At 72.6% G+C, this 21,879-nt stretch carries 18 protein-coding genes and 1 riboswitch; of the genes, 12 read left to right on the plus strand and 6 right to left on the minus strand.

All coding sequences use genetic code 11. The features are described 5' to 3' along the window. The first annotated feature begins 31 nt into the window (after positions 1-31). On the plus strand, positions 32-1,090 hold the full coding sequence (locus ACZ60X_RS04520) for a CobW family GTP-binding protein (protein ID WP_469593219.1): 1,059 nt from the start codon (positions 32-34) through the stop codon (positions 1,088-1,090). Here the strand turns inward: ACZ60X_RS04520 and ACZ60X_RS04525 are convergent. Next, positions 1,087-3,546 (minus strand): DNA gyrase/topoisomerase IV subunit A, encoded by a 2,460-nt coding sequence (locus tag ACZ60X_RS04525; RefSeq protein ID WP_469593221.1) that lies wholly within the window; start codon positions 3,544-3,546, stop codon positions 1,087-1,089. The two genes, ACZ60X_RS04520 and ACZ60X_RS04525, sit on opposite strands and share 4 nt — an antisense overlap. Positions 3,547-3,807: 261 nt before the next feature. Between ACZ60X_RS04525 and ACZ60X_RS04530 the strand changes: the two genes are divergently transcribed. The 4 genes from ACZ60X_RS04530 to ACZ60X_RS04545 all read left to right on the plus strand — a co-directional run bounded on the left by ACZ60X_RS04530 (position 3,808) and on the right by ACZ60X_RS04545 (position 8,615). Beyond that, positions 3,808-5,202: a M16 family metallopeptidase gene (locus tag ACZ60X_RS04530; protein WP_469593223.1), complete on the plus strand. Its 1,395-nt coding sequence runs from the start codon at positions 3,808-3,810 to the stop codon at positions 5,200-5,202. Between the two features lie 17 nt (positions 5,203-5,219). Then, positions 5,220-6,590, plus strand: a complete 1,371-nt coding sequence (locus ACZ60X_RS04535; RefSeq protein WP_469594373.1) for a M16 family metallopeptidase — start codon at positions 5,220-5,222, stop codon at positions 6,588-6,590. Between the two features lie 207 nt (positions 6,591-6,797). Further along, a riboswitch (cyclic di-AMP (ydaO/yuaA leader) is annotated at positions 6,798-6,958 on the plus strand. A 12-nt stretch (positions 6,959-6,970) separates the two neighbouring features. Beyond that, positions 6,971-7,711: a M23 family metallopeptidase gene (locus tag ACZ60X_RS04540; RefSeq protein ID WP_469593226.1), complete on the plus strand. Its 741-nt coding sequence runs from the start codon at positions 6,971-6,973 to the stop codon at positions 7,709-7,711. Between the two features lie 217 nt (positions 7,712-7,928). After that, positions 7,929-8,615: a GntR family transcriptional regulator gene (locus tag ACZ60X_RS04545; RefSeq protein ID WP_469593228.1), complete on the plus strand. Its 687-nt coding sequence runs from the start codon at positions 7,929-7,931 to the stop codon at positions 8,613-8,615. Between the two features lie 168 nt (positions 8,616-8,783). Here the strand turns inward: ACZ60X_RS04545 and ACZ60X_RS04550 are convergent, their stop codons facing one another. Continuing rightward, positions 8,784-9,065, minus strand: a complete 282-nt coding sequence (locus ACZ60X_RS04550) for an HPr family phosphocarrier protein (RefSeq protein ID WP_003993478.1) — start codon at positions 9,063-9,065, stop codon at positions 8,784-8,786. 177 nt (positions 9,066-9,242) lie between these two features. Between ACZ60X_RS04550 and ACZ60X_RS04555 the strand changes: the two genes are divergently transcribed. The 5 genes from ACZ60X_RS04555 to ACZ60X_RS04575 all read left to right on the plus strand — a co-directional run bounded on the left by ACZ60X_RS04555 (position 9,243) and on the right by ACZ60X_RS04575 (position 15,054). Further along, on the plus strand, positions 9,243-12,077 hold the full coding sequence (locus tag ACZ60X_RS04555) for a bifunctional acetate--CoA ligase family protein/GNAT family N-acetyltransferase (RefSeq protein ID WP_469593230.1): 2,835 nt from the start codon (positions 9,243-9,245) through the stop codon (positions 12,075-12,077). Between the two features lie 163 nt (positions 12,078-12,240). Further along, positions 12,241-12,555, plus strand: coding sequence for a hypothetical protein (locus tag ACZ60X_RS04560; protein ID WP_469593232.1), 315 nt, complete (start codon positions 12,241-12,243; stop codon positions 12,553-12,555). A 1-nt stretch (position 12,556) separates the two neighbouring features. After that, positions 12,557-13,153 carry a DUF5998 family protein gene (locus ACZ60X_RS04565; RefSeq protein ID WP_469593234.1) on the plus strand — a complete coding sequence of 199 codons (597 nt, stop codon included), beginning with the start codon at positions 12,557-12,559 and terminating at the stop codon, positions 13,151-13,153. Next, positions 13,153-14,346, plus strand: a complete 1,194-nt coding sequence (locus tag ACZ60X_RS04570) for an alkaline phosphatase family protein (protein WP_469593236.1) — start codon at positions 13,153-13,155, stop codon at positions 14,344-14,346. Before ACZ60X_RS04565 ends, ACZ60X_RS04570 begins: the two co-directional genes overlap by 1 nt. 57 nt (positions 14,347-14,403) lie before the next feature. Then, the gene (locus tag ACZ60X_RS04575; RefSeq protein ID WP_469593238.1) at positions 14,404-15,054 is read left to right on the plus strand and encodes a thymidine kinase; all 651 of its coding nucleotides are present in this window, start codon (positions 14,404-14,406) and stop codon (positions 15,052-15,054) included. A 12-nt stretch (positions 15,055-15,066) separates the two neighbouring features. Here the strand turns inward: ACZ60X_RS04575 and ACZ60X_RS04580 are convergent, their stop codons facing one another. Further along, the gene (locus tag ACZ60X_RS04580; protein ID WP_469593240.1) at positions 15,067-15,858 is read right to left on the minus strand and encodes a VOC family protein; all 792 of its coding nucleotides are present in this window, start codon (positions 15,856-15,858) and stop codon (positions 15,067-15,069) included. A gap of 321 nt (positions 15,859-16,179) precedes the next feature. Here ACZ60X_RS04580 and ACZ60X_RS04585 point away from each other — a divergent pair, with 321 nt between their 5' ends. Next, a complete protein-coding gene (locus ACZ60X_RS04585) occupies positions 16,180-17,031 on the plus strand; it encodes a sulfurtransferase (protein WP_469593243.1) in 852 nt (283 codons plus the stop codon). 79 nt (positions 17,032-17,110) lie between these two features. On the opposite strand, the gene sepH is transcribed toward ACZ60X_RS04585, so the two are convergent. Then, positions 17,111-18,157 (minus strand): septation protein SepH, encoded by a 1,047-nt coding sequence (sepH, locus tag ACZ60X_RS04590; protein WP_469593245.1) that lies wholly within the window; start codon positions 18,155-18,157, stop codon positions 17,111-17,113. A gap of 510 nt (positions 18,158-18,667) precedes the next feature. On the opposite strand from sepH, the gene ACZ60X_RS04595 reads away from it, so the two are divergent. After that, on the plus strand, positions 18,668-19,402 hold the full coding sequence (locus ACZ60X_RS04595) for a hypothetical protein (RefSeq protein WP_469593247.1): 735 nt from the start codon (positions 18,668-18,670) through the stop codon (positions 19,400-19,402). On the opposite strand, the gene ACZ60X_RS04600 is transcribed toward ACZ60X_RS04595, so the two are convergent. After that, complete coding sequence (locus ACZ60X_RS04600; protein WP_469593249.1) at positions 19,326-20,645, minus strand: D-arabinono-1,4-lactone oxidase; 1,320 nt, start codon at positions 20,643-20,645, stop codon at positions 19,326-19,328. The genes ACZ60X_RS04595 and ACZ60X_RS04600 overlap by 77 nt on opposite strands. Then, positions 20,605-21,843 (minus strand): MFS transporter, encoded by a 1,239-nt coding sequence (locus ACZ60X_RS04605; protein WP_469593251.1) that lies wholly within the window; start codon positions 21,841-21,843, stop codon positions 20,605-20,607. Before ACZ60X_RS04605 ends, ACZ60X_RS04600 begins: the two co-directional genes overlap by 41 nt. Positions 21,844-21,879 lie beyond the last annotated feature (36 nt).

Raw genomic sequence — 21,879 nt, forward strand, 5'->3', positions numbered from 1 at the left:
GGCAGCCGGTCCCCAGGAGAGAGGGCGCCCGTTGGGCAACAGCAGTACCCCCCAGCAGATCCCCGTCGTCGTACTCGCCGGATTCCTCGGCTCGGGAAAGACCACACTCCTCAACCATCTGCTGCACCGCAGCGGCGGCAGCCGGATCGGGGCCATCGTCAACGACTTCGGAGCCATCGAGATCGACGCGATGGCCGTCGCCGGTGCCCTCGGTGACTCGACCGTCTCGCTCGGCAACGGCTGCCTGTGCTGCGCCGTCGACGCGAGCGAACTCGACGTCTACCTCGACCGGCTCGCCGCCCCCGGCACCGGCGTCGACGTGATCGTCATCGAGGCCAGCGGGCTCGCCGAGCCACAGGAACTCGTGCGGATGGTGCTGGCCAGCGAGCACCCCGGCATCGTCTACGGCGGTCTCGTCGAGGTCGTGGACGCCGCCGAGTTCCACGACACCCGGGCCCGGCACCCCGGGATCGACCGGCACCTGACCCTCGCCGACCTCGTGGTCGTCAACAAGCTCGACCGGGCCCCGGACGGTGAGCGAGTGCTCGGCCTCGTGCGGTCCCTCACCGACCGCGCCGCCGTCGTCCCGGCCACCTACGGCCGCGTCGACCCGGAATTCCTCTTCGACTGCAGGCCGAGTGAGGAGCGCATCGGACAGCTCTCCTTCGACGACCTGCACCAGCACACCGACGACCCACACACCGGGCACCTGCACACCGGCTACGACAGCCTGTCCTTCGCCTCCGGCACGCCGATGGACCCGCGTCGGCTCATGCGGTTCCTGGACAGCCGTCCCGACGGGCTGTACCGGATCAAGGGGTACGTCGACTTCGGAGCGAACGACGTGCTCAACCGCTACGCCGTGCATTCCGTCGGCCGGTTCCTGCGCTTCTACCCCGAGCCCTGGCCGGCCGGCGACGCCCGCCGCACCCAGCTCGTGCTGATCGGCTCCGGCATCGACAGCGAAGCCCTCGACAAGGAACTGCACGGGTGCGCGAGCGACGCCCCGCACGCCGACGAGCACGGCATGTGGGGCGTCCTGCGCTACGTCCAGGGCACCGAGGAAGAACCCGACGCCCGCACGTACTAGAACACCGGCCCCGCGACCACCGCGACCGTCTTCGGCAGCGACGTGCCCGAGCCGTCGCGGCGCGGGTCCAGCTCCGGCAGGTCGGCCGGGCTGCCGGTCTTCTGCGCCGCGCGCGCGGGAGCCGGGCCCGCCCAGGCCAGCGACAGGCAGTCCTCGCCCTTCAGGAACCGCTGGCAGCGCACGCCGCCCGTGGCCCGGCCCTTGCGCGGGTACTGGTCGAACGGGGTCAGCTTGGCCGTCGTCTGCACCGAGTCGTCCAGCGTGCCGCGCGAGCCCGCCACCGTGAAGACCACCGCGTCGGCGGCCGGGTCGACCGCCGTGAAGGAGATCACCTTCGCGCCCTCGGTGAGCTTGATGCCCGCCATACCGCCCGCCGGGCGGCCCTGCGGACGCACCACGGAGGCCTGGAAGCGCAGCAGCTGCGCGTCGTCGGTGATGAAGACCAGGTCCTCCTCGCCGGTGCGCAGCTCCACCGCCCCGACGATCCGGTCGCCCTCCTTGAGGGTGATGACCTCCAACTCGTCCTTGTTGGAAGGGTATTCGGGCACCACGCGCTTGACGACGCCCTGCTCGGTGCCGAGCGCGAGGCCCGGGGACGACTCGTCCAGCGTGGTCAGGCAGACCACCGTCTCGTCGCCCTCCAGGGAGACGAACTCCGCGAGCGGCGCACCACCGGCGAGGTTCGGGGCCGTCGCCGTCTCCGGCAGCTGGGGCAGGTCGACCACGTTGATCCGCAGCAGGCGGCCCGCCGAGGTCACCGCGCCCACCTCACCGCGCGCGGTCGCCGGGACCGCCGAGACGATCACGTCGTGCTTGACCCGCTTCGCGCCCGGCTCCTGCGGGAACGGCTCGACGGTCGACGTACGGGCCAGCAGGCCCGTCGAGGACATCAGTACCCGGCACGGGTCGTCGGCCACCTGCAGCGGCACCGCGGCCACCGGGGCGCCCGCGGACTCCAGCAGGACCGTGCGCCGGTCGGTACCGAACTTCTTCGCCACCGCTGCCAGTTCGGCCGAGACCAGCTTGCGCAGCTCCGCGTCCGAGTCCAGGATCCGGGTCAGCTCCGCGATCTCGGCGGTGAGCTTCTCCTTCTCCGCCTCCAGCTCGATGCGGTCGTACTTGGTGAGCCGGCGCAGCGGCGTGTCGAGGATGTACTGCGTCTGCACCTCGCTCAGCGCGAAGCGCCCCATCAAGCGCTCCTTGGCCTGCGCGGAGTTGTCACTGGAGCGGATCAGCCGGATGACCTCGTCGATGTCGACCAGCGCGGTCAGCAGGCCCTCGACCAGGTGCAGCCGGTCGCGGCGCTTGCCGCGGCGGAACTCGCTGCGCCGCCGGACGACGTCGAAGCGGTGGTCGAGATAGACCTCCAGCAGCTCCTTCAGGCCCAGCGTGAGCGGCTGGCCGTCCACCAGCGCCACGTTGTTGATGCCGAAGGACTCCTCCATCGGGGTCAGCTTGTACAGCTGCTCCAGGATCGCCTCCGGCACGAAGCCGTTCTTGATCTCGATGACCAGGCGCAGGCCGTGCTCGCGGTCCGTGAGGTCCTTGACGTCGGCGATGCCCTGGATCTTCTTCGCGTTGACCAGGTCCTTGATCTTCGCGATGACCTTCTCGGGGCCGACCGTGAAGGGCAGTTCGGTGATGACCAGGCCCTTGCGGCGGGCCGTCACCGGCTCCACCGACACCGTGGCGCGGATCTTGAAGGTGCCGCGGCCCGTCGCGTAGGCGTCCCGGATGCCGTCCAGACCGACGATCCGGCCGCCGGTGGGCAGGTCCGGACCCGGAACGTGCCTCATCAGCGCGTCCAGGTCCGCGTTCGGATACCGGATGAGGTGGCGGGCGGCCGCGATCACCTCGCCGAGGTTGTGCGGCGGCATGTTCGTCGCCATGCCGACCGCGATGCCCGAGGAGCCGTTGACCAGCAGGTTCGGGAACGCGGCCGGCAGCGCCACCGGCTCCTGCTCCTGGCCGTCGTAGTTCGGCGCGAAGTCGACCGTGTCCTCGTCGATCGACTCGGTCATCAGGCTGGTCGCCTCGGCCTGCCGGCACTCGGTGTACCGCATGGCGGCCGGCGGGTCGTCGTTGCCCAGCGAGCCGAAGTTGCCGTGTCCGTCGACGAGCGGCACGCGCATGGAGAAGGGCTGCGCCATGCGCACCAGGGCGTCGTAGATCGACGCGTCGCCGTGCGGGTGCAGCTTGCCCATGACCTCGCCGACGACGCGCGCGCACTTCACGTAGCCGCGGTCGGGGCGCAGGCCCATCTCGTTCATCTGGTACACGATCCGGCGGTGCACCGGCTTGAGGCCGTCGCGGGCGTCCGGCAGGGCGCGCGAGTAGATGACCGAGTAGGCGTACTCGAGGTAGGAGCCACGCATCTCGTCCACGACGTCGATGTCGAGGATCTTCTCCTCGTACGAATCGTCGGGCGGCGGGGTCTTCGTGCTGCGGCGGGCCATCGGTGCCGGCTCCTTGCTACTGAAGCGTTTGAAGGATCTGACGCGGACCATTGTGGACCGTGGCACTGACAACCCGTGCCGCGACCCGGTCGCCCCGGCCTCGCCCGCCACCGCGGACGGCCTTTTCGCGGGCCGTACGGTCCGCTGTCGGCGTACGCCCGGCGGGAACTTCGCCGAGGGCCCGCACGCTTTGCATACAGTGGCAGGAACGGCAGGAAAACCGCGGTGTGCACAACCGCCTCCGCTCGCGAAGGGACGTACATGCCCATGGGTCACACGACCACAGCCGAGGCAGGCTCCGGGGGCCTGACAGCGACCGAGCACCGCCTGGCCAACGGTCTGCGCGTGGTGCTCTCAGAGGACCACCTGACCCCGGTGGCGGCGGTCTGCCTCTGGTACGACGTCGGCTCCCGGCACGAAGTCAAGGGGCGTACCGGCCTGGCTCACCTATTCGAGCACTTGATGTTCCAGGGCTCGGCACAGGTCAAGGGAAACGGTCACTTCGAGCTGGTGCAGGGCGCCGGCGGCTCGCTGAACGGCACCACCAGCTTCGAGCGCACCAACTACTTCGAGACCATGCCCGCCCACCAGCTGGAGCTTGCGCTCTGGCTGGAGGCCGACCGCATGGGCTCCTTGCTGGCCGCCCTGGACGACGAGTCCATGGAGAACCAGCGGGACGTCGTGAAGAACGAGCGCCGCCAGCGCTACGACAACGTCCCCTACGGCACCGCCTTCGAGAAGCTGACCGCGCTGTCGTACCCGGAGGGCCACCCCTACCACCACACGCCGATCGGCTCCATGGCGGACCTGGACGCGGCCACCCTTGAGGACGCCCGCCGGTTCTTCCGCACCTACTACGCGCCGAACAACGCGGTGCTCTCCGTCGTCGGCGACATCGACCCCGAGCAGACCCTCGCCTGGATCGAGAAGTACTTCGGCTCGATCCCCGCGCACGACGGCAAGCCCGCCCCCCGCGACGGCTCCCTGCCGGAGGTCATCGGCGAGCAGAAGCGCGAGGTCGTCGTCGAGGAGGTCCCGGCGCGCGCCCTGATGGCCGCCTACCGGCTCCCGCACGACGGCACGCGCGCGTGCGACGCGGCCGACCTCGCCCTGACCGTCCTCGGCGGCGGCGAGTCCTCGCGCCTGTACAACCGGCTGGTGCGCCGCGACCGTACGGCGGTCACGGCCGGCTTCGGCCTGCTGCGCCTCGCCGGCGCGCCCTCGATGGGCTGGCTGGACGTGAAGACCTCCGGTGACGTGGAGGTGCCGGTCATCGAGGCCGCCATCGACGAGGAGCTGGCCCGGTTCGCCGCGCAGGGCCCCACGCCGGAGGAGATGGAGCGCGCCCAGGCGCAGTTGGAGCGCGAGTGGCTGGACCGGCTCGGCACGGTCGCCGGCCGCGCGGACGAACTGTGCCGGTTCGCCGTCCTGTTCGGCGACCCGCAGCTCGCCCTCACCGCCGTCCAGCGCGTCCTGGAGATCACCCCCGAGGAGGTCCAGGAGGTCGCCAAGGCCCGCCTGCGCCCCGACAACCGCGCGGTCCTCGTCTACGAGCCCAAGGCCCCGCAGGAGGCCCCGGACGCCGAGGTGCCCGAGGACCCGGAGCAGGAAGCGACCGTAGAGGCCGGTAACGAGAACGAGGAGACGGCCAAGTGACCGAGCAGCTCGCCACCATGGACTTCCACCCCCAGCCGCAGCCGGGCGAGGCCAAGCCGTGGGCGTTCCCGGCCCCCGAGCGTTCGGCGCTCGACAACGGCCTGACGGTGCTGCGCTGCCACCGCCCCGGCCAGCAGGTCGTCGCCGTCGAGGTGCTGCTCGACGCGCCCCTGGACGCCGAGCCGGCCGGCCTGGACGGTGTCGCCACGATCATGGCGCGGGCCTTCTCCGAGGGCACCGACAAGCACTCCGCCGAGGAGTTCGCGGCCGAGCTGGAGCGCGCGGGCGCCACCCTGGACGCGCACGCCGACCACTCGGGCGTCCGCATCAGCCTGGAGGTGCCCGCCTCCCGCCTCGCCAAGGGCCTCGGCCTGCTCGCCGACGCCCTGCGCGCGCCCGCGTTCGCCGAGAGCGAGGTCGAGCGCCTCGTCCGCAACCGCCTGGACGAGATCCCGCACGAGCTGGCCAACCCCAGCCGCCGGGCCGCCAAGGAACTGTCCAAGGAGCTGTTCCCGGCGACCTCGCGCATGTCGCGCCCGCGCCAGGGCACCGAGGAGACGGTCGAGAAGATCGACGCCGCCGGCGTACGCGCCTTCTACGACCGCCACGTGCGCCCCGCGACGGCCACCGCGGTCGTGGTGGGCGACCTCGCCGGCATCGACCTGGACGCGCTGCTCGGCGACAGCCTGGGCGCATGGACGGGTACACCGGGGCAGCCGCGCCCGGTGCCGCCGGTGAGCGCCGACGACACCGGGCGCGTGGTCATCGTGGACCGGCCCGGCGCCGTCCAGACGCAGCTGCTCATCGGCCGTGTCGGCCCCGACCGGCACGACCGCGTGTGGCCCGCCCAGGTGCTCGGCACCTACTGCCTCGGCGGCACCCTCACCTCCCGCCTGGACCGCGTCCTGCGCGAGGAGAAGGGTTACACCTACGGTGTGCGGGCGTTCGGCCAGGTGCTGCGCTCCGCCCCGGACGGCACGGGCGCCTCGATGCTCGCCATCAGCGGCTCGGTGGACACGCCGAACACCGGTCCCGCGCTGGAGGACCTCTGGAAGGTGCTGCGCACCCTCGCGGCGGACGGCCTGACCGACGCCGAGCGGGACGTGGCGGTGCAGAACCTCGTCGGGGTGGCGCCGCTGAAGTACGAGACGGCGGCGGCCGTCGCGAGCACGCTGGCCGACCAGGTCGAACAGCACCTGCCCGACGACTTCCAGGCGACGCTGTACCAGCAGCTGGCCGCGACGGGCACGGTGGAGGCCACGGCGGCCGTCGTGAACGCCTTCCCGGTGGACCGCCTGGTGACCGTCCTCGTCGGTGACGCCGCGCAGATCAAGGCGCCGGTGGAGGCGCTCGGCATCGGCGAGGTCACCGTGGTGGCGGCCGAGTAACACACGCGCGCGTGGGCCCTGACGACCGGCAGGCCGTCAGGGCCCTGTTGTTCCACTCTCTTCCCCAGATGCCCGTTTTGGTGCGGAGGTTGCCTGTCTGCCCTGTGGGATGCGCTACAAAGTCCGGGATCCGTTTGGGGATTGGACGCGCGCCCGCCTAGCGTCGTCCGGGCTGTTCGTCAGGCAGTGCGCCGCAACCGCGGCACCGGACAGTCATCGCCGAGTCCCCGTACGGCGTGAGCCAGGGGAGCCGGGGACCCACGTCCCCTGGGGTGAGTCGGACGCCCACGCCTGCGCGTGGGGAGCCGTAGGAGACCTTCCTGCTCCGAACCCGTCAGCTAACCCGGTAGGCGAGAGGGAAGGAAAGGACCAGCCACTCCATGGCGTTCATGTGCGCCACCGGGAAGCACCGCAAGCCCGGCCGGGTCAAGCGCACCGCCGCTCAGGCGGCCGGTGTCGCGGCCCTCACCACCGGTGTCATCGGCACCCTCGCGGCCTCTCCGGCGACCGCCGCCCAGAACTCCGTCGAGCAGAGCGGCCTCGCCCCGGTGATCTCCGTGGGCGACGACATCGCCGAGCAGATCGACGCGCAGGCCGACGCCCAGCAGCAGGCCGCCGAGCAGAGGGCGGCCGAAGAGGCCGCCGCCTCGCGGGCCAAGGAGGCCCGCGAGGCCGAGGTCCGCGCCGCCCGCGCGGCCGAGCGCGAGCGGCTGAACCGTTTCGTCGCGCCGATCTCGGACTCGTACGTCTCCACGGGCTACAAGGCCGGCAGCTCCCTGTGGTCCTCCGGTTCCCACACCGGCATCGACTTCCACGCGGCCAGTGGCACGCCGGTCCACGCGGTCGGCTCCGGCACCGTCGTCTCCACCGGCTGGGGCGGCGCGTACGGCAACCAGATCGTGATCAAGATGGCCGACGGCATGTACACCCAGTACGGCCATCTGTCGTCCGTAGGGGTCACGGTGGGCGGGCAGGTCACCCCGGGCCAGCAGATCGGCCTGTCGGGCGCGACCGGCAACGTCACCGGACCGCACCTGCACTTCGAGGCCCGCACGACCCCCGACTACGGCTCCGACGTCGATCCCGTCGCCTATCTCCGCGCGCACGGCGTGAACGTCTGACGCGCGCGGCACACGGCCCCCGCGACCACAGGCCCCGGCTCACCGAGCCGGGGCTTTCGCCGTTTTCCCGTGGTTCCAGCGGCAGTTCGCGGCGGTCGCTGTCCAAAAAATATCCATGGATTCCGGCCCGCCGTCGGAAATTCCGGCGCATTGCAATAGAGTCGCAGAACACACGTCCATCGTCGGCGTTTCACGGGGATTAAGGCGGAGGTCGGTCATGCGCATTCCGGCGCACTCGGTATGCACGGCGATCCGGGACGACATCGTCGCCGGTGTCCACGAGCGCGGCAGCCGACTCACCGAGGAAGTCCTCGCCCGGCGCTACGGCGTCTCGCGCGTCCCCGTCCGCGAGGCCCTGCGCACCCTGGAGGCGGAGGGCTTCGTGGTGACGCGCCGGCACGCGGGCGCGTGCGTGGCCGAGCCGACCGAGCGGGAGGCGGCCGATCTGCTGGAGATGCGGATGCTGCTGGAGCCGCTCGGCGCGGCCCGGGCCGCGCAGCGGCGCACGGAGGCGCATCTGAAGGTGCTGCGCGGCCTGGTCAGGCTGGGACAGGAGCGGGCCAGGCGCGGCAGCAGCGAGGATCTGCGCTCCCTGGGCGGCTGGTTCCACGAGACGCTGGCCCAGGCCTGCGGAAGCCCCTCGCTGACCTCGATGCTGACCCAGCTGCGCCACAAGATCGCGTGGATGTACGCCGTCGAGGCGTCGCCGAGCCCGGTCGAGACCTGGGCGGAGCACGGCGCGATCGTGGACGCGGTGGCGCGCGGCGACGGCGAGCGCGCGCGGGCGCTCACGGCGCTGCACGGCGAGCGCGCGACGGCCGCGCACCGGCTTCGCCTCTCCGGCACCGGCGAACGTGTGAGGACTTCGCAACAAGCCGTAAACATGTCGGGGGTGCGGCATTAACACGAGCGCCGTATACAAAGAAGAGTAATTCGGTTGCGGTGTATTTCTGCTGCCCGAATTCTGGTGTGCCCGCGCAATTCCGGAAAGGCGGCGCCGTGGCGTCGGTCCGGAAAGGGTGAAGCCGCGCCGTCCGAAAAGGGCGACGCGGCTTCGGGGTGCTGCAGGTGCTCAGACGGTCTCGGGCAGCTCTTCCAGACCCTCGGAGACCAGCTTGGCCAGACGGTCCAGGGCCGCGTCCGCGCCCTCGGCGTCGGAGGCGAGGACGATCTCCTCGCCACCCTGGGCGCCCAGGCCCAGGACGGCCAGCATGGAGGCCGCGTTGACGGGGTTGCCGTCAGCCTTGGCGATCGTGACCGGGACACCTGCGGCCGTGGCGGCCCGGACGAAGATGGAAGCGGGGCGGGCGTGGAGGCCCTCGGCCCAGCCGACGTTGACGCGGCGCTCAGCCATGTGTTGCTGCCCTTCAGTGTTCAGGGTTGTCTAGACCAGTTTCCCACACCGTGAAACATGCCCGGAGCGGACCTTCGTCCCCTCCGGCGTGGCGTCGGACCGCGGCCTCGGCCCGACTTCCGTCCCCCCACAGACTGCCTCGCGCCGTTGTCGGACGCGAGCCGTACTCTGGGGCCCATGCAGAGCTCGGCGGACCGGCAGGGCCGGTACGAGTACCCCGCCCACTGGGAGGCGGACGTGGTGCTGCGCGACGGGGGTACCGCGCGCATCCGGCCCATCACCGTTGATGACGCCGACCGCCTGGTCAGCTTCTACGAGCAGGTCTCGGACGAGTCGAAGTACTACCGCTTCTTCGCGCCGTACCCACGACTGTCCGCCAAGGACGTCCACCGCTTCACGCACCACGACTTTGTGGACCGGGTGGGACTCGCGGCCACCATCGGCGGCGAGTTCATCGCCACCGTACGCTATGACCGCATCGGCGCCGGCGGCATGCCCGCCTCGGCCCCCGCCGACGAGGCCGAGGTCGCCTTCCTCGTGCAGGACGCCCACCACGGCCGAGGAGTCGCCTCCGCCCTGCTGGAACACATCGCGGCCGTCGCGCGCGAGCGGGGCATCCGCCGCTTCGCCGCCGAGGTGCTGCCCGCCAACACCAAGATGATCAAGGTCTTCACGGACGCCGGCTACACCCAGAAACGCAGCTTCGAGGACGGCGTCGTCCGGCTGGAGTTCGACCTCGAACCCACCGACCGCTCCCTCGCCGTGCAGCGCGCCAGGGAGCAGCGCGCCGAGGCCCGCTCCGTCCGACGGCTGCTCGCCCCCGGCTCGGTGGCGGTCATCGGCGTCGGCCGCGCCCCGGGCGGAGTCGGCCGCAGCGTCCTCGGCAACATCCGCGACGGCGGCTACGGCGGCCGGCTGCACGCCGTGAACCGGGCCTTCCCCGAGGGCCTCCAGGAGGTCGACGGGGTGCCCGCGCACCGCTCGGTCCGGGGCGTCGGCGGCCCGGTCGACCTCGCCGTCATCGCCGTACCCGCCGATCACGTGCCCGCGGTGGTCGCCGAGTGCGGTGAGCACGGCGTGCAGGGAATCGTCGTCCTGTCCGCCGGGTACGCCGAGAGCGGGCCCGAGGGGCGCGAACGGCAGCGGGCGCTGGTGCGGCGCACGCGCGCGTACGGCATGCGGCTCATCGGCCCCAACGCCTTCGGGATCATCAACACCGCGCCCGGCGTCCGGCTGAACGCCTCCCTCGCCCCCGAGATGCCCCGCCCCGGCCGCATCGGCCTGTTCGCCCAGTCCGGCGCCATCGGCATCGCCCTGCTGTCCCGGCTGCACCGGCGCGGCGGAGGCGTCACCGGGGTCACCGGTGTCTCCACGTTCGTCTCCGCCGGCAACCGCGCCGACGTCTCCGGCAACGACGTCCTGCAGTACTGGTACGACGACCCCGACACCGACGTCGCCCTGATGTACCTGGAGTCCATCGGCAACCCGCGCAAGTTCACGCGGCTCGCCCGGCGCACCGCGGCGGCGAAGCCGCTGGTCGTCGTGCAGGGGGTCGGCTCCGCGCCGCAGGGGCACGCGGTGCGGGCGACCCGGCTGCCGCACGCCACCGTCTCCGCGCTGCTGCGGCAGGCCGGGGTGCTGCGGGTCGACACGATCACCGAGCTGGTCGACACGGGGCTGCTGCTCGCCCGGCAGCCCGTGCCCGCCGGGCCGCGCGTGACGATCCTCGGCAACTCCGAGTCGCTGGGCGTGCTGGCGTACGACCGGTGCCTCGCCGAGGGCCTGCGCCCGTCGCGCCCGCTGGACCTGACGACCGGGGCGACGGCGGAGGACTTCCACCGGGCGCTGAGCGCCGCGCTGGCGGACGACACGTGCGACGCCGTCGTCGTGACGGCGATCCCCGCGATCGGAGAGGGGTCGCCGGGGGACGCCGAGCTGGCTGAGGCGCTGCGGTCCGCCGCCGCGGCGGTGCCCGGCAAGCCGGTACTCGTGGCGCACGTGGAACTCGGGGGGCTCGCCGAGGCGTTGTCCGCGGCCACCAGCACCGCGCCGCAGGCCGCCGGCCGGACACCCGGCGCCGAGGGCGGTGCCGCCGCGGCCGTCCGGCACGGCGGTGAGCCCACCGCGCGCACCACCCCTCCGGAGGGCACCCACCTCATCCCCGCCTACCCCGCCGCCGAACGCGCGGTCCGCGCCCTCGCCGAAGCCGTCAAGTACGGCCAGTGGCGGCGGGAGGCGGCCGAGCCCGGGAAGGTGCCCGAGTACGACGACATCGACGAGAAGGCGGCCGCCCGGCTGATCGCAGAACTGCTCACGCGCGGCGAGGGGCTCACCATCTGCGCCGCCGAGACCTGCGAGCTGCTCGGGACCTACGGCATCCACGTCCGCCGGGCCCTGTCCGCGCCCAGCCTCGACGCCGCCGCCGACGCCGCCCGCACCCTCGGCTACCCCGTGGCCCTCAAGGCCACCGCCCCGCACCTCAGGCACCGCGCGGACCTGGGCGGCGTACGCCTCGACCTCGCGGACGAGGAGCAGCTGCGCCGGGCCTACGCCGAGCTGACCGGGCTGTTCGGCGCGCCCCAGGAGCTGCGGCCGGTGGTGCAGGGCATGGCCCCGCGCGGGGTCGACACGGTCGTCCGCGCCGTGATCGACCCGGCGGCCGGTGCCGTGCTCTCCTTCGGGCTCGCCGGGGCCGCCTCCCAGCTGCTCGGGGACATGGCGCACCGGCTGATCCCGGTCACCGACCGCGAGGCGACCTCGCTCGTGCGGTCGATCCGCACGGCCCCGCTGCTGTTCGGCTGGCGCGGCTCCACGCCCGTCGACACCCCGGCCCTGGAGGAACTGCTGCTGCGGGTGTCCCGGCTCGTCGACGATCATCCCGAAGTCGTCGCGGTCACCCTGGAACCGGTCGTCGTCGCCCCCCACGGCGCGAGCGTCCTCGGCGCCACCGTCCGGCTCGCGCCGCCGCCCGCCCGCGACGACCTGGGCCCGCGCACGATGCCGGCGTACTGACCAGGGGAGGGGGGACGGCATGGGGATCGCGGGACGGCCGCTGCCCGAGGGCAGCGGCGGGAGCGGGAGGTGATCGGCCGGGACGGCGTCCGCCTCCGCCTGGCCGCCGACCACGACCTCGTACCACCACGGCCTGGAGGCGGACTCCACCGACACCTTCTTCGTGTCGTGCCCCTCGGTCTTCCAGGATCCCGTCTTCCGCGAGCCCGCCGCCGAGGAGACGGCCCGGCGGCGGCGGACGCTCGGCGGGACACCGCCCGTCGTGGTCGCGTCCGAGGCCGACGCCGGCGGCCCCGGACCGCTCTCCTGCCTGATCGCCGCCGGGGACCTCGACATCCGGCCGCGGCTGGTCCGGCGGCACCCGCACGCGCGTGATCAGCGCGGCGCACGGGCGCGTGAACAGCGGCACCGAGGCGCGCCCGGCCAGGCCCCGACCGGTCCCCGCGACTGGCCCGGAGCGCCCCTGCCCACGGATTAGGATGGACGCCATGGCCAAGACCAGTACGACGACCCAGGGGCTGCGCGCGGCGATCGAGCGCAGCGGCTACTACCCGGCCCTCGTGGCCGAGGCGGTGGAGGCCGCTGTGGGCGGCGAGCCCATCCGGTCGTACCTGGTCCACCAGGAGACCACGTTCGACCAGAACGAGGTGCGCCGGCACGTGACCGTCCTCGTCCTCACGGGCAACCGCTTCATCGTCAGCCACACCGACGAGCAGGCCGCCGACAGCACCTCCCCGACGCCGTACGCGACCACCTCCACCGAGTCCGTGAAGCTCGGCCGGATCTCCTCGGTCGTGGTCAGCCGGGTGGTCGCGAACCCCGAGCAGTACACGCCGGGCACCCCGCCCCGCGAGGTCGTGCTGACCATCGGCTGGGGCGCGGTCAGCCGCATCGACCTGGAGCCCGCCGCCTGCGGCGACCCCAACTGCGACGCCGACCACGGCTACACGGGCAGCTCCACGGCGGACGACCTCAGCCTGCGCGTCAGCGAGGCGGGGGACGGCCCGGAGACGGTGCGCCAGGCGCTCGCCTTCGCGCAGGCCATCTCAGAGGCGACCGCGGACCTCGCGAGCTGATGACCCAGCTCTCCTCCGCCTGGGACCACCCGGAACCCCTCGCCCTCGACACCGCCCCGCTGCCCGAGTACGGCACCGGCTCCCTCGCCGACCTGCTGCCCACCCTGGCGGCAGGAATGGGCGTACCGGGTCTGACCGCGACGATTCCGGAGTTGACCGCTGCCGACCGGGTGTGCGTCTTCCTGGTCGACGGGCTCGGCTGGGAGCAGCTGCGGGCCCACCCCGACGAGGCCCCCTTCCTGACCTCCCTGCTCGGCAGCTCGCGCGGCGGCACCGGCCGTCCGCTCACCGCCGGCTACCCGGCGACCACCGCGACCTCCCTCGCCTCCGTCGGCACCGGCCTGCCGCCCGGCGCCCACGGCCTGCCCGGCTACAGCGTGCGCAACCCTTCCACCGGCGAGCTGATGAACCAGCTCCGCTTCCAGCCGTACACCGACCCGCGCCCCTGGCAGCCGTACCCCACCGTCTTCCAACTGGCCCACGAGGCCGGGGTGCACGCGGCCCAGGTGTCCTCGCCCGCCTTCGAGCACACCCCGCTCACCCGGATCGCGCTCAGCGGCGGCACCTTCCACGGCCGGCTGACCGGCGAGGAGCGCATGGACGTCGCGGCCGCGCAACTGGCCGCCGGGGACCGCTCGCTGGTCTACACGTACTACTCCGAGCTGGACGGCTCCGGGCACCGCTACGGCGTCGCCTCCGACACCTGGCGCGGCCAGCTGATGTACGTCGACCGGCTCGCCCAGCGCCTCGCCGAACAGCTCCCCGCGCGTAGCGCGCTCTACGTCACCGCCGACCACGGCATGGTCGACGTCCCCTTCGACGACGAGCACCGCATCGACTTCGACACGGACTGGGAGCTGCGCGCCGGGGTCGCCCTGCTGGGCGGCGAGGGCCGGGCCCGCCACGTGTACGCGGTACCGGGCGCCGAGAACGACGTGCTGACCTGCTGGCGCGAGGTGATCGGCGAGCAGTTCTGGGTGGCCTCGCGGGACGAGGCGATCGCGGCGGGCTGGTTCGGGCCGCACATCGACGAGCGGGTGTACGCCCGGCTCGGCGACGTCGTGGCGGCCGCCCACGACGACGTCCTGATCATCGCCACCGAGCGCGAGCCCAAGGAGTCGGCGCTCGTCGGCAACCACGGTTCGATGACGCCCGCCGAGCAGCTCGTCCCGCTGCTCGAAGTACGCTCCTGAAGCCCGACCGCCGACCCGCCCCGTCCCGACTCCTCACCGAAAGGTGTTCAACCCCTCATGCCCGAGCTGGTGTTCTTCTCCGGAACGATGGACTGCGGGAAGTCGACGCTGGCTCTCCAGATCGAGCACAACCGCTCGGCGCGGGGCCTCACCGGCATGATCTTCACCCGGAACGACCGGGCGGGCGAGGGCAAGCTGTCCTCCCGGCTCGGCCTGGTCACCGACGCGGTCGAGGTCGCGGACGACCAGGACCTGTACGCGTACATCGTCGAGCACCTCTCCCGGGGCGGCCGGGTCGACTACGTGATCGCGGACGAGGCGCAGTTCCTCGCGCCCGAGCAGATCGACCAGCTCGCGCGCGTGGTGGACGATCTCGGTCTGGAGGTGTACGCCTTCGGGATCACCACGGACTTCCGCTCCAAGCTCTTCCCCGGCTCGCAGCGGCTCATGGAGCTGGCCGACCGCATCGAGGTGCTCCAGGTGGAGGCGCTGTGCTGGTGCGGCGCCCGGGCCACGCACAACGCTCGCACCATAGGCGGCGAGATGGTGGTCGAGGGCGCCCAGGTCGTCGTCGGCGACGTCGACCAGTCCACCGGCGAGGTCGGCTACGAGGTGCTGTGCCGCCGCCACTTCCGGCGCCGGATGACCGCCGCGTCGGCCCGAGCGGCGGCCCTGTCCCCGGACGTCCTGCCGGTCTCGCCCAGCTGAACCCCCAAGGGCTCAGTGCGGGTCCTGGATCACCGAGAACTCCGCGCCCTCCGGGTCCGCCACGGTCGCCACGCGCCCGTGCGGGCTGTCGTGCGCCGGCCGGACGAGCCGGCCACCCAGTTCGGCCACCTGCCGCAGCGTCAGATCGACGTCGGCGACATGGAAGTACGTCTCCCAGTGCGGCCCCCGGTCCCGGGGCAGCCCGTGGCCCATACCGTGCAGCCCGGCGACCGGACGGCCGGCCAGATGCAGGGTCACGTAGTCGAAGTCGGCGGACACCACCGGCTCCTCCTCGTAGCCGAACACGGTGGCGTAGAACTTGGCGACGCTCTCGGTCTCGAACGTCACCAGCTCGTTCCAGGCGGGCGTACCGGGGACACCGGTGAGCGCCGTGCCGAGGTGCGCGGAGCCCTGCCAGATGCCGAACACCGCGCCGGAGGGGTCGGCGGCGATCGCCATCCGCCCGGCCTCGGCGGCGTCCAGCGGGCCGACCGCCACGGTGCCCCCGCACAGCCGCACCGTGTCCGCCGTCCGGTCCACGTCGTCCGAGGCGAAGTACGGCGTCCAGGCGATGGGCAGCCTGCGGTCCGGCGGCAGCTGGCCCATTCCGGCCACCTCCCGCCCGTCGAGCAGCGCCCGCACATACGGCCCGAGCTGCTGCGGCCCCGGCCGGAACTCCCAGCCGAACAGCTCGCCGTAGAACTCCTCGGTGGCGGTCAGCCCGTGGGCCATCAGGCTCACCCAGCAGGGCGTGCCGGGCGCGCGCCGCGCGTGCGGTCGGGCCGGTTCCGGTGCCTCGCTCATCGATCACTCTCTCCCCGGCCCCTCGCGGTGGCCGTGTCGCTTCCGCTCCCCGGAAGGGGTGTCCACGCCGGCGGCGGGTACGCCCGCGCCGGTGCCCGCATCCTCCACGCCACCGCGGGCCACAGCGCGCCGCCGCTCGGCGACACCGGCGGGAGGATGCCTGTTCCGCCGGCTTTCGGCGCTCCCTGTCGGTGGCCGGAAGGTGTCCGTCGGCGGTACAGCGTGTGCTCGATCTCATACTCTTCGTGATCGGGCCTGCCCGGCCGAGCAGAGTAGCCCGACCTGGACGCGGCGGCCACCCCTGGCGTATGCATGGACGCCATGAACGCCATCATCACCGCGACCGAACTCGCGCATGAGCTGACCGGCGACCGCCCGCCGGTGCTGCTGGACATCCGCTGGCAGTTGAGCCTGGCGAAGGCGGCGGGGGCGCCGGCCTTCGACGGGCGGGCCGAGTACGCCGCCGGGCACATCCCCGGCGCGGTCTTCGTCGACCTCGACCGGGAGCTGGCCGGGGAGCCCGGGGCGGACGGCCGCCATCCGCTGCCGGACATCGAGGAGTTCGGCGCCGCGATGCGCCGCGCGGGCGTGTCGACGGGCCGCCCGGTCGTCGTCTACGACGGCGGCCAGGGCTGGGCGGCCGCGCGCGCGTGGTGGCTGCTGCACTGGACGGGTCACCCGGACGTGCGGGTCCTCGACGGCGGGTTGCCGTCGTGGGAGGGCGAACTGTCCACGCGGGTGCCCGTTCCGGCCGAGGGCGACTTCCGTCCGGCACCGGCCGCCACGGGGCTGCTGGACGCGGACGCCGCCGCGGACCTGGCCCGCACGGGTGTCCTGCTGGACGCGCGCGCGGGGGAGCGCTACCGCGGCGAGGTCGAGCCGATCGACCGGGTCGGCGGGCACATCCCCGGCGCGCTGTCGGCGCCGACGACGGAGAACGTGGGCCCCGACGGCCGGTTCCTGCCCGCGGCCGAGCTGCGCGACCGCTTCAAGGCCCTGGGCGTCGCCGAGGACGCCGAGGTGGGCGTCTACTGCGGCTCGGGCGTCTCCGGCGCCCATGAGGTCCTCGCACTGGCGGTGGCGGGCATCCCGGCGGCGCTGTACGTCGGTTCCTGGTCCGCGTGGTCGGCCGACCCGGACCGCCCGGTCGCGGTGGGCGCGGACCCGCAGTAGCGCGCGCGGCGGCATGCCGGAAGTGGGAGCACGCACGCGTGTCCCCACTTTTCCGTCGTCACCGGTCCGCGTCGGGCGCTCACTCCTGCTTCTTGCGGCGCGTGCCGAACACGATCTCGTCCCAGCTCGGGACGGCGGCGCGGCGGCCGGGGCGCACGCCGTCGGCCTCGGCCTGACGGTCGGTGGCGCCGATGAGCCGGTCGCGGTGGCTGCCGACGGAGCGGGGCATGAGGACGTCCGCGTAGGCCGAACCGGCCGAGGCCGCGGGCGCCGGCGGCTCCTCCGCCACCGGTTCGGACTCGGGCTCCTGCGGTGTCTCCTCCCGGCGCTCCGGGACCACCAGGTCGCCCCGGAAGCTCGGGACGGCCTCCAACAGGCTGGTCAGCGAGTCGCGTTCGCCCGTGGACTCCTCGGCGGCCTCGGACGGCTGCCCGGGCGGACTCGGCCGCTCCCGCTCCCGGTCGCTCCGGTCGAGGGCACGGTCCATCGAACGCTCGCGCGGCAGGCGGGCGATGCGCGGGACGAACGGGAAGCTCGGCTCGGGTACGGCGAGGTCGTCGGACTCGCCGATCAGCGAGCGCGCCTCGTCGTCCACGGCCTGCACGAGCCGCCGCGGCGGGTCGTACGTCCAGCTCGCCGAGTGCGGTTCGCCCGCGACCCGGTAGACGAGGAGCACCTCCCAGGTGCCGTCGTCGCGGCGCCAGGAGTCCCACTGCACGGTGTCCTTCTCGGCGCCGCGCAGCAGCAGCCGCTCCTGGACGGTCTCGCCGAGCAGCGGACCGGAGTTCTCGCCGGGGCGGCGGACCGGGGTCTTGCGGGCGCGCTCGGCCATGAAGGCGCGCTCGGCCAGTACGGGCCCCTCGAAGCGCCGCACCCGGTCGACGGGGATGCCGGCGAGTTGCGCGACCTCCTCCGCGGTGGCACCCGCGCGTATCCGCGCCTGGATGTCACGGGGCCTCAGATGGCTCTCGACCTCGATCTCGATCTGGCCGAGCCGGGGCCGGTCGCCGCGCACGGCGGCACGGAGGCGTTCGTCGATGGGAAGGGTGTACTCCGTTGCGTCGGCAGCTTTCAGCACCAGCCGTGTGCCGTCATTCGAGACGGCCACGACACGCAGTTCGGGCATGGGGACCTCCCGGGTGGTGCCTGCCGACGTCACGTGCGTCGCTGCTTCCGCTAGTCGAGTGTGGCCTGCCCGGGTGCAGCCTGCCACAACCTTGCCGAGTTGCCCGGCGTGTCGGGCGCGGGCCCTTGGTCGCCGTTATGGCACGGTGACCCGTTCGCAACGCTAAGTGACCAAATCCGTCACCCTGTGCAACTAGCCCCCCTCCCGGCGGTCCTGCAAGGCCCCGGACACCCTGGTGGGAGACCGGGCCCAGGGCTCGCAACAGTACTCCATTTGGACCATGTGCGTGGATGGGCGCGCCGCCCAACTTCTTGCAAGAGGCGCGACTTGGCCCTCGGCAACCGGTTTCGCGGATCATGAACGTGGCGAACTTCACGCAATCCCCAGAAACGGAACTAATGGTTTCGGTCGTACGTCCCTTTCTCGTGCAGTCGGTCGGTCAATGACGTCAATGCCGTCAATGCTGTCAAGCGCGTCGTCATGTATGAGAAGGGCAGGCAAGTACCGGGTATGCGAAAGACGCCCGATGCGGGTCGCAAACGGATCGAGCTGAGCGTCCCCCAGGTCGCCGGCAGTGCCCTCGCCGCGGTCGTGGCCGCCAAACTGGCCTCGTACTTCGGGGTGTACGGCACGATCCTCGGCGCCGGAGTCGTCAGCATCGTCGCCACCTGCGGGGGCACGCTGTTCCAGCACTGGTTCAAGCGGACGGGGGAGCAGCTCAGGGAGGTGACGGTCGCGCCCCGCCGGCGGGAGCAGGTGGCGCCGGCTCCGGGCGAGTTCACCGAGGGGACCGTCTACCGCGCGCGGGTGAAGAAGAGCTGGCGGCGTCCGGCCGTCGCGGCCGCCGTCGTCTTCGGTGTGACCATGGCCGGCATCACGACGTACGAACTGGTCTCCGGCAGCAGCTTCAGCGGCGGCGCGGGGACGACGGTCAGCGACGCGGTCACCGGGCGGGGTTCCTCCTCCTCGCGCCCCGGGACGTCCGATTCCCCTGCTCCCTCCCACGGGTCGACGACCCCCTCGGACGCGCCCTCCCGCGGGTACGTCCCCGGCTCGGACGTGGGTACGGACGGCAGCGCGACGCCGGCTCCGGGCGACTCCCCGAGCGGAGCGCCGAGCGGCGGGCCGGCCACCCCGGCCCCGACGCCCAGCGCGTCCGTCGCGACGCCTACGCCCCCAGAACCCTCCGCAGGTAGTCGTTCTGGAACAGCCGATCCGGGTCTAGGCGGTCCCTCAGCGCAGTGAACTCGCCGAAGCGCGGGTACGCGCGCGTGAAGTACTCGGCGTCCCGCGTGTGCACCTTTCCCCAGTGCGGCCGGCCCTCGTGCGCGGTGAGGATGCGCTCGGCGGCGGTGAAATAGGCGTGGTACGGCGTGCCCCGGAACATGTGGACGGCGATGTAGGCGCTGTCCCGGCCCGAGGCGGTGGACAGGGTGATGTCGTCGGCCGGGGCGGTGCGCACCTCGACCGGGAAGCTGACGCGCAGGCCCGAGCGGTCGACCATGGCCTTCAGCTCGCGCAGCGTCTCCACCAGGGCGGCACGCGGCACGGCGTACTCCATCTCCACGAAACGCACCCGGCGCGGTGAGGTGAAGACCTTGTAAGGGATGTCGGTGTACGTCCGCGCGGACAGCGCCTTGCTGGAGATCCGTGCGATGGCCGGGACGGTCCGCGGGGCCGCGCGGCCGACCCACTGGGCCACCTGGAAGACGCCGTTGGAGAGGAACTCGTCCTCGAACCAGCCGGCCAGCGGTCCCACCGGCTGCTCCGGGCCCGCGCTGCGGTTGTTGCGCTTGGTGTTGGTGCTGCCGGTGTGCGGGAACCAGTAGAACTCGAAGTGCTCGTTCTCCGCCCACAGTTGATCGAACTCGGCGAGGACCCGCTCGAAGGGCATCGGCTCCTCGCGCGCGGTGAGCAGGAAGAGGGGTTCCACGGCGAACGTGATCGCGGTGACGATGCCGAGGGCCCCGAGGCCTATTCGGGCGGCCGCGAAGACGTCGGGGTTCTCCGTCTCGGAGCAGGTGAGCACCGAGCCGTCCGCCGTGACGAGTTCGAGCCCCTTGATCTGTGCGGCGATGGAGCCGGACTCGCGGCCCGTACCGTGCGTGCCGGTGCTGGTGGCACCGGAGACGGTCTGCTCCATGATGTCCCCCATATTGGTGAGCGACAGACCCTCGCGCGCGAGAGCGGCATTGAGTCTCTTGAGCGGGGTGCCGGCCTGCACCGTGACCGTCATGGATTCCCGGTCAATGTTGCGGATGCCGGTCAGGAGTTGAGGGCGGATCAAGACGCCGTCGGTGGCCGCGATCGACGTGAACGAGTGTCCCGTACCGACCGCCTTGACCTTCAGGCCGTCCTCCCGGGCCCGGCACACCGCCGCGGCCAGCTCCTCCACGGAGGCCGGCGTGACCTGCCGGGCGGGCCGGGCGGCCACGTTCCCGCCCCAGTTACGCCAGGTGCCGTTCTTCCCGCTCGCTGTGCTGCTCAACGGTGCCTCCCCGACCCGCGGCCGGCCTGCGCAGCCGGCGGTACCCGAGGAAACCGACCGCGACCGCGACGGCCCCGGCCACGGCCGGAACCCCGTACCCGGCCCGCGCGCCGGCTGCGTCGATCACCCAGCCGGCCACGGAGGAGCCGAGCGCGACCCCGACCGCCAGGCCGGTGCTCACCCAGGTCATGCCCTCGGTGAGCTTCGCGCGAGGTACGTGCTCTTCGATGAGGGACATCGTCGTGATCATCGTCGGCGCGATGGACAGCCCCGCAACGAACAGCGCCACGGCCAGAAGCGGCAGATTTCCGACCAGTAGGAGGGGGATCATACTCACGGCCATCGCCGCCACGCCCAGCAACCAGCGGCGTTCCGGTGCTCCGGCGAACCGCAGCAGCCCGAAGACCACACCCGCCGCACAGGAGCCGGCCGCGTACAGCGCCAGTACGACGCTCGCGGCCCCCTTGTGGCCGCGCTCGTCGGCGAAGGCGACGGTCACCACGTCCACCGCCCCGAAGATCGTGCCGGTCGCCATGAAGGTGGCCACCAGCACCCGGAGCCCCGGCGAGCGCAGGGCACTGCCGCCGCCGTGGTCCTCGCGCGGGTGCGGCAGCGGCTCGGTGGCGCGCTGGGCGGTGAGCCAGAGGACGCCGGCGGCCAGGAAGCAGGCGGCCAGCAGGGGCCCCGCCTCCGGGAACCACGCCGTGGACAGCCCGATGGAGATGATCGGGCCGAAGATGAAGCACACCTCGTCCACGACCGACTCGAACGAGTAGGCCGTGTGCAGCTTCGGGGTGCCCCGGTACAGGGCCGCCCAGCGGGCCCGGATCATCGCGCCGAGGCTCGGCACCGAGCCGATCCCGGCGGCGCACACGAACAGCGCCCAGTCCGGCCCGCCCAGATGCGCGGTGAGCAGCAGCCCGGTCGCCGCCGCGAGCGCCACCAGGGTCGCGGGGCGCAGCACCCGGCGCTGCCCGTGCCGGTCGACCATCCGGGAGACCTGCGGCCCGATCGCCGCGGCGGACAGCGCGATGGTGGCCGACAGCGCGCCGGCGAGCCCGTACCGGCCGGTCAGCTGGGAGACCATCGTGACGATGCCGATGCCCATCATCGACAGTGGCATCCGGCCGAGGAACCCCGCCGCAGAGAACGCTTTCGTGCCCGGCTCGGTGAACAGGGCTCTGTAGGGGCTGGGCACGTGGTCTCCGGGGCGGCTCGTAAGGCGCGAATGCGG

The sequence above is a fragment of the Streptomyces sp. NPDC104106 genome, assembly GCF_055584345.1.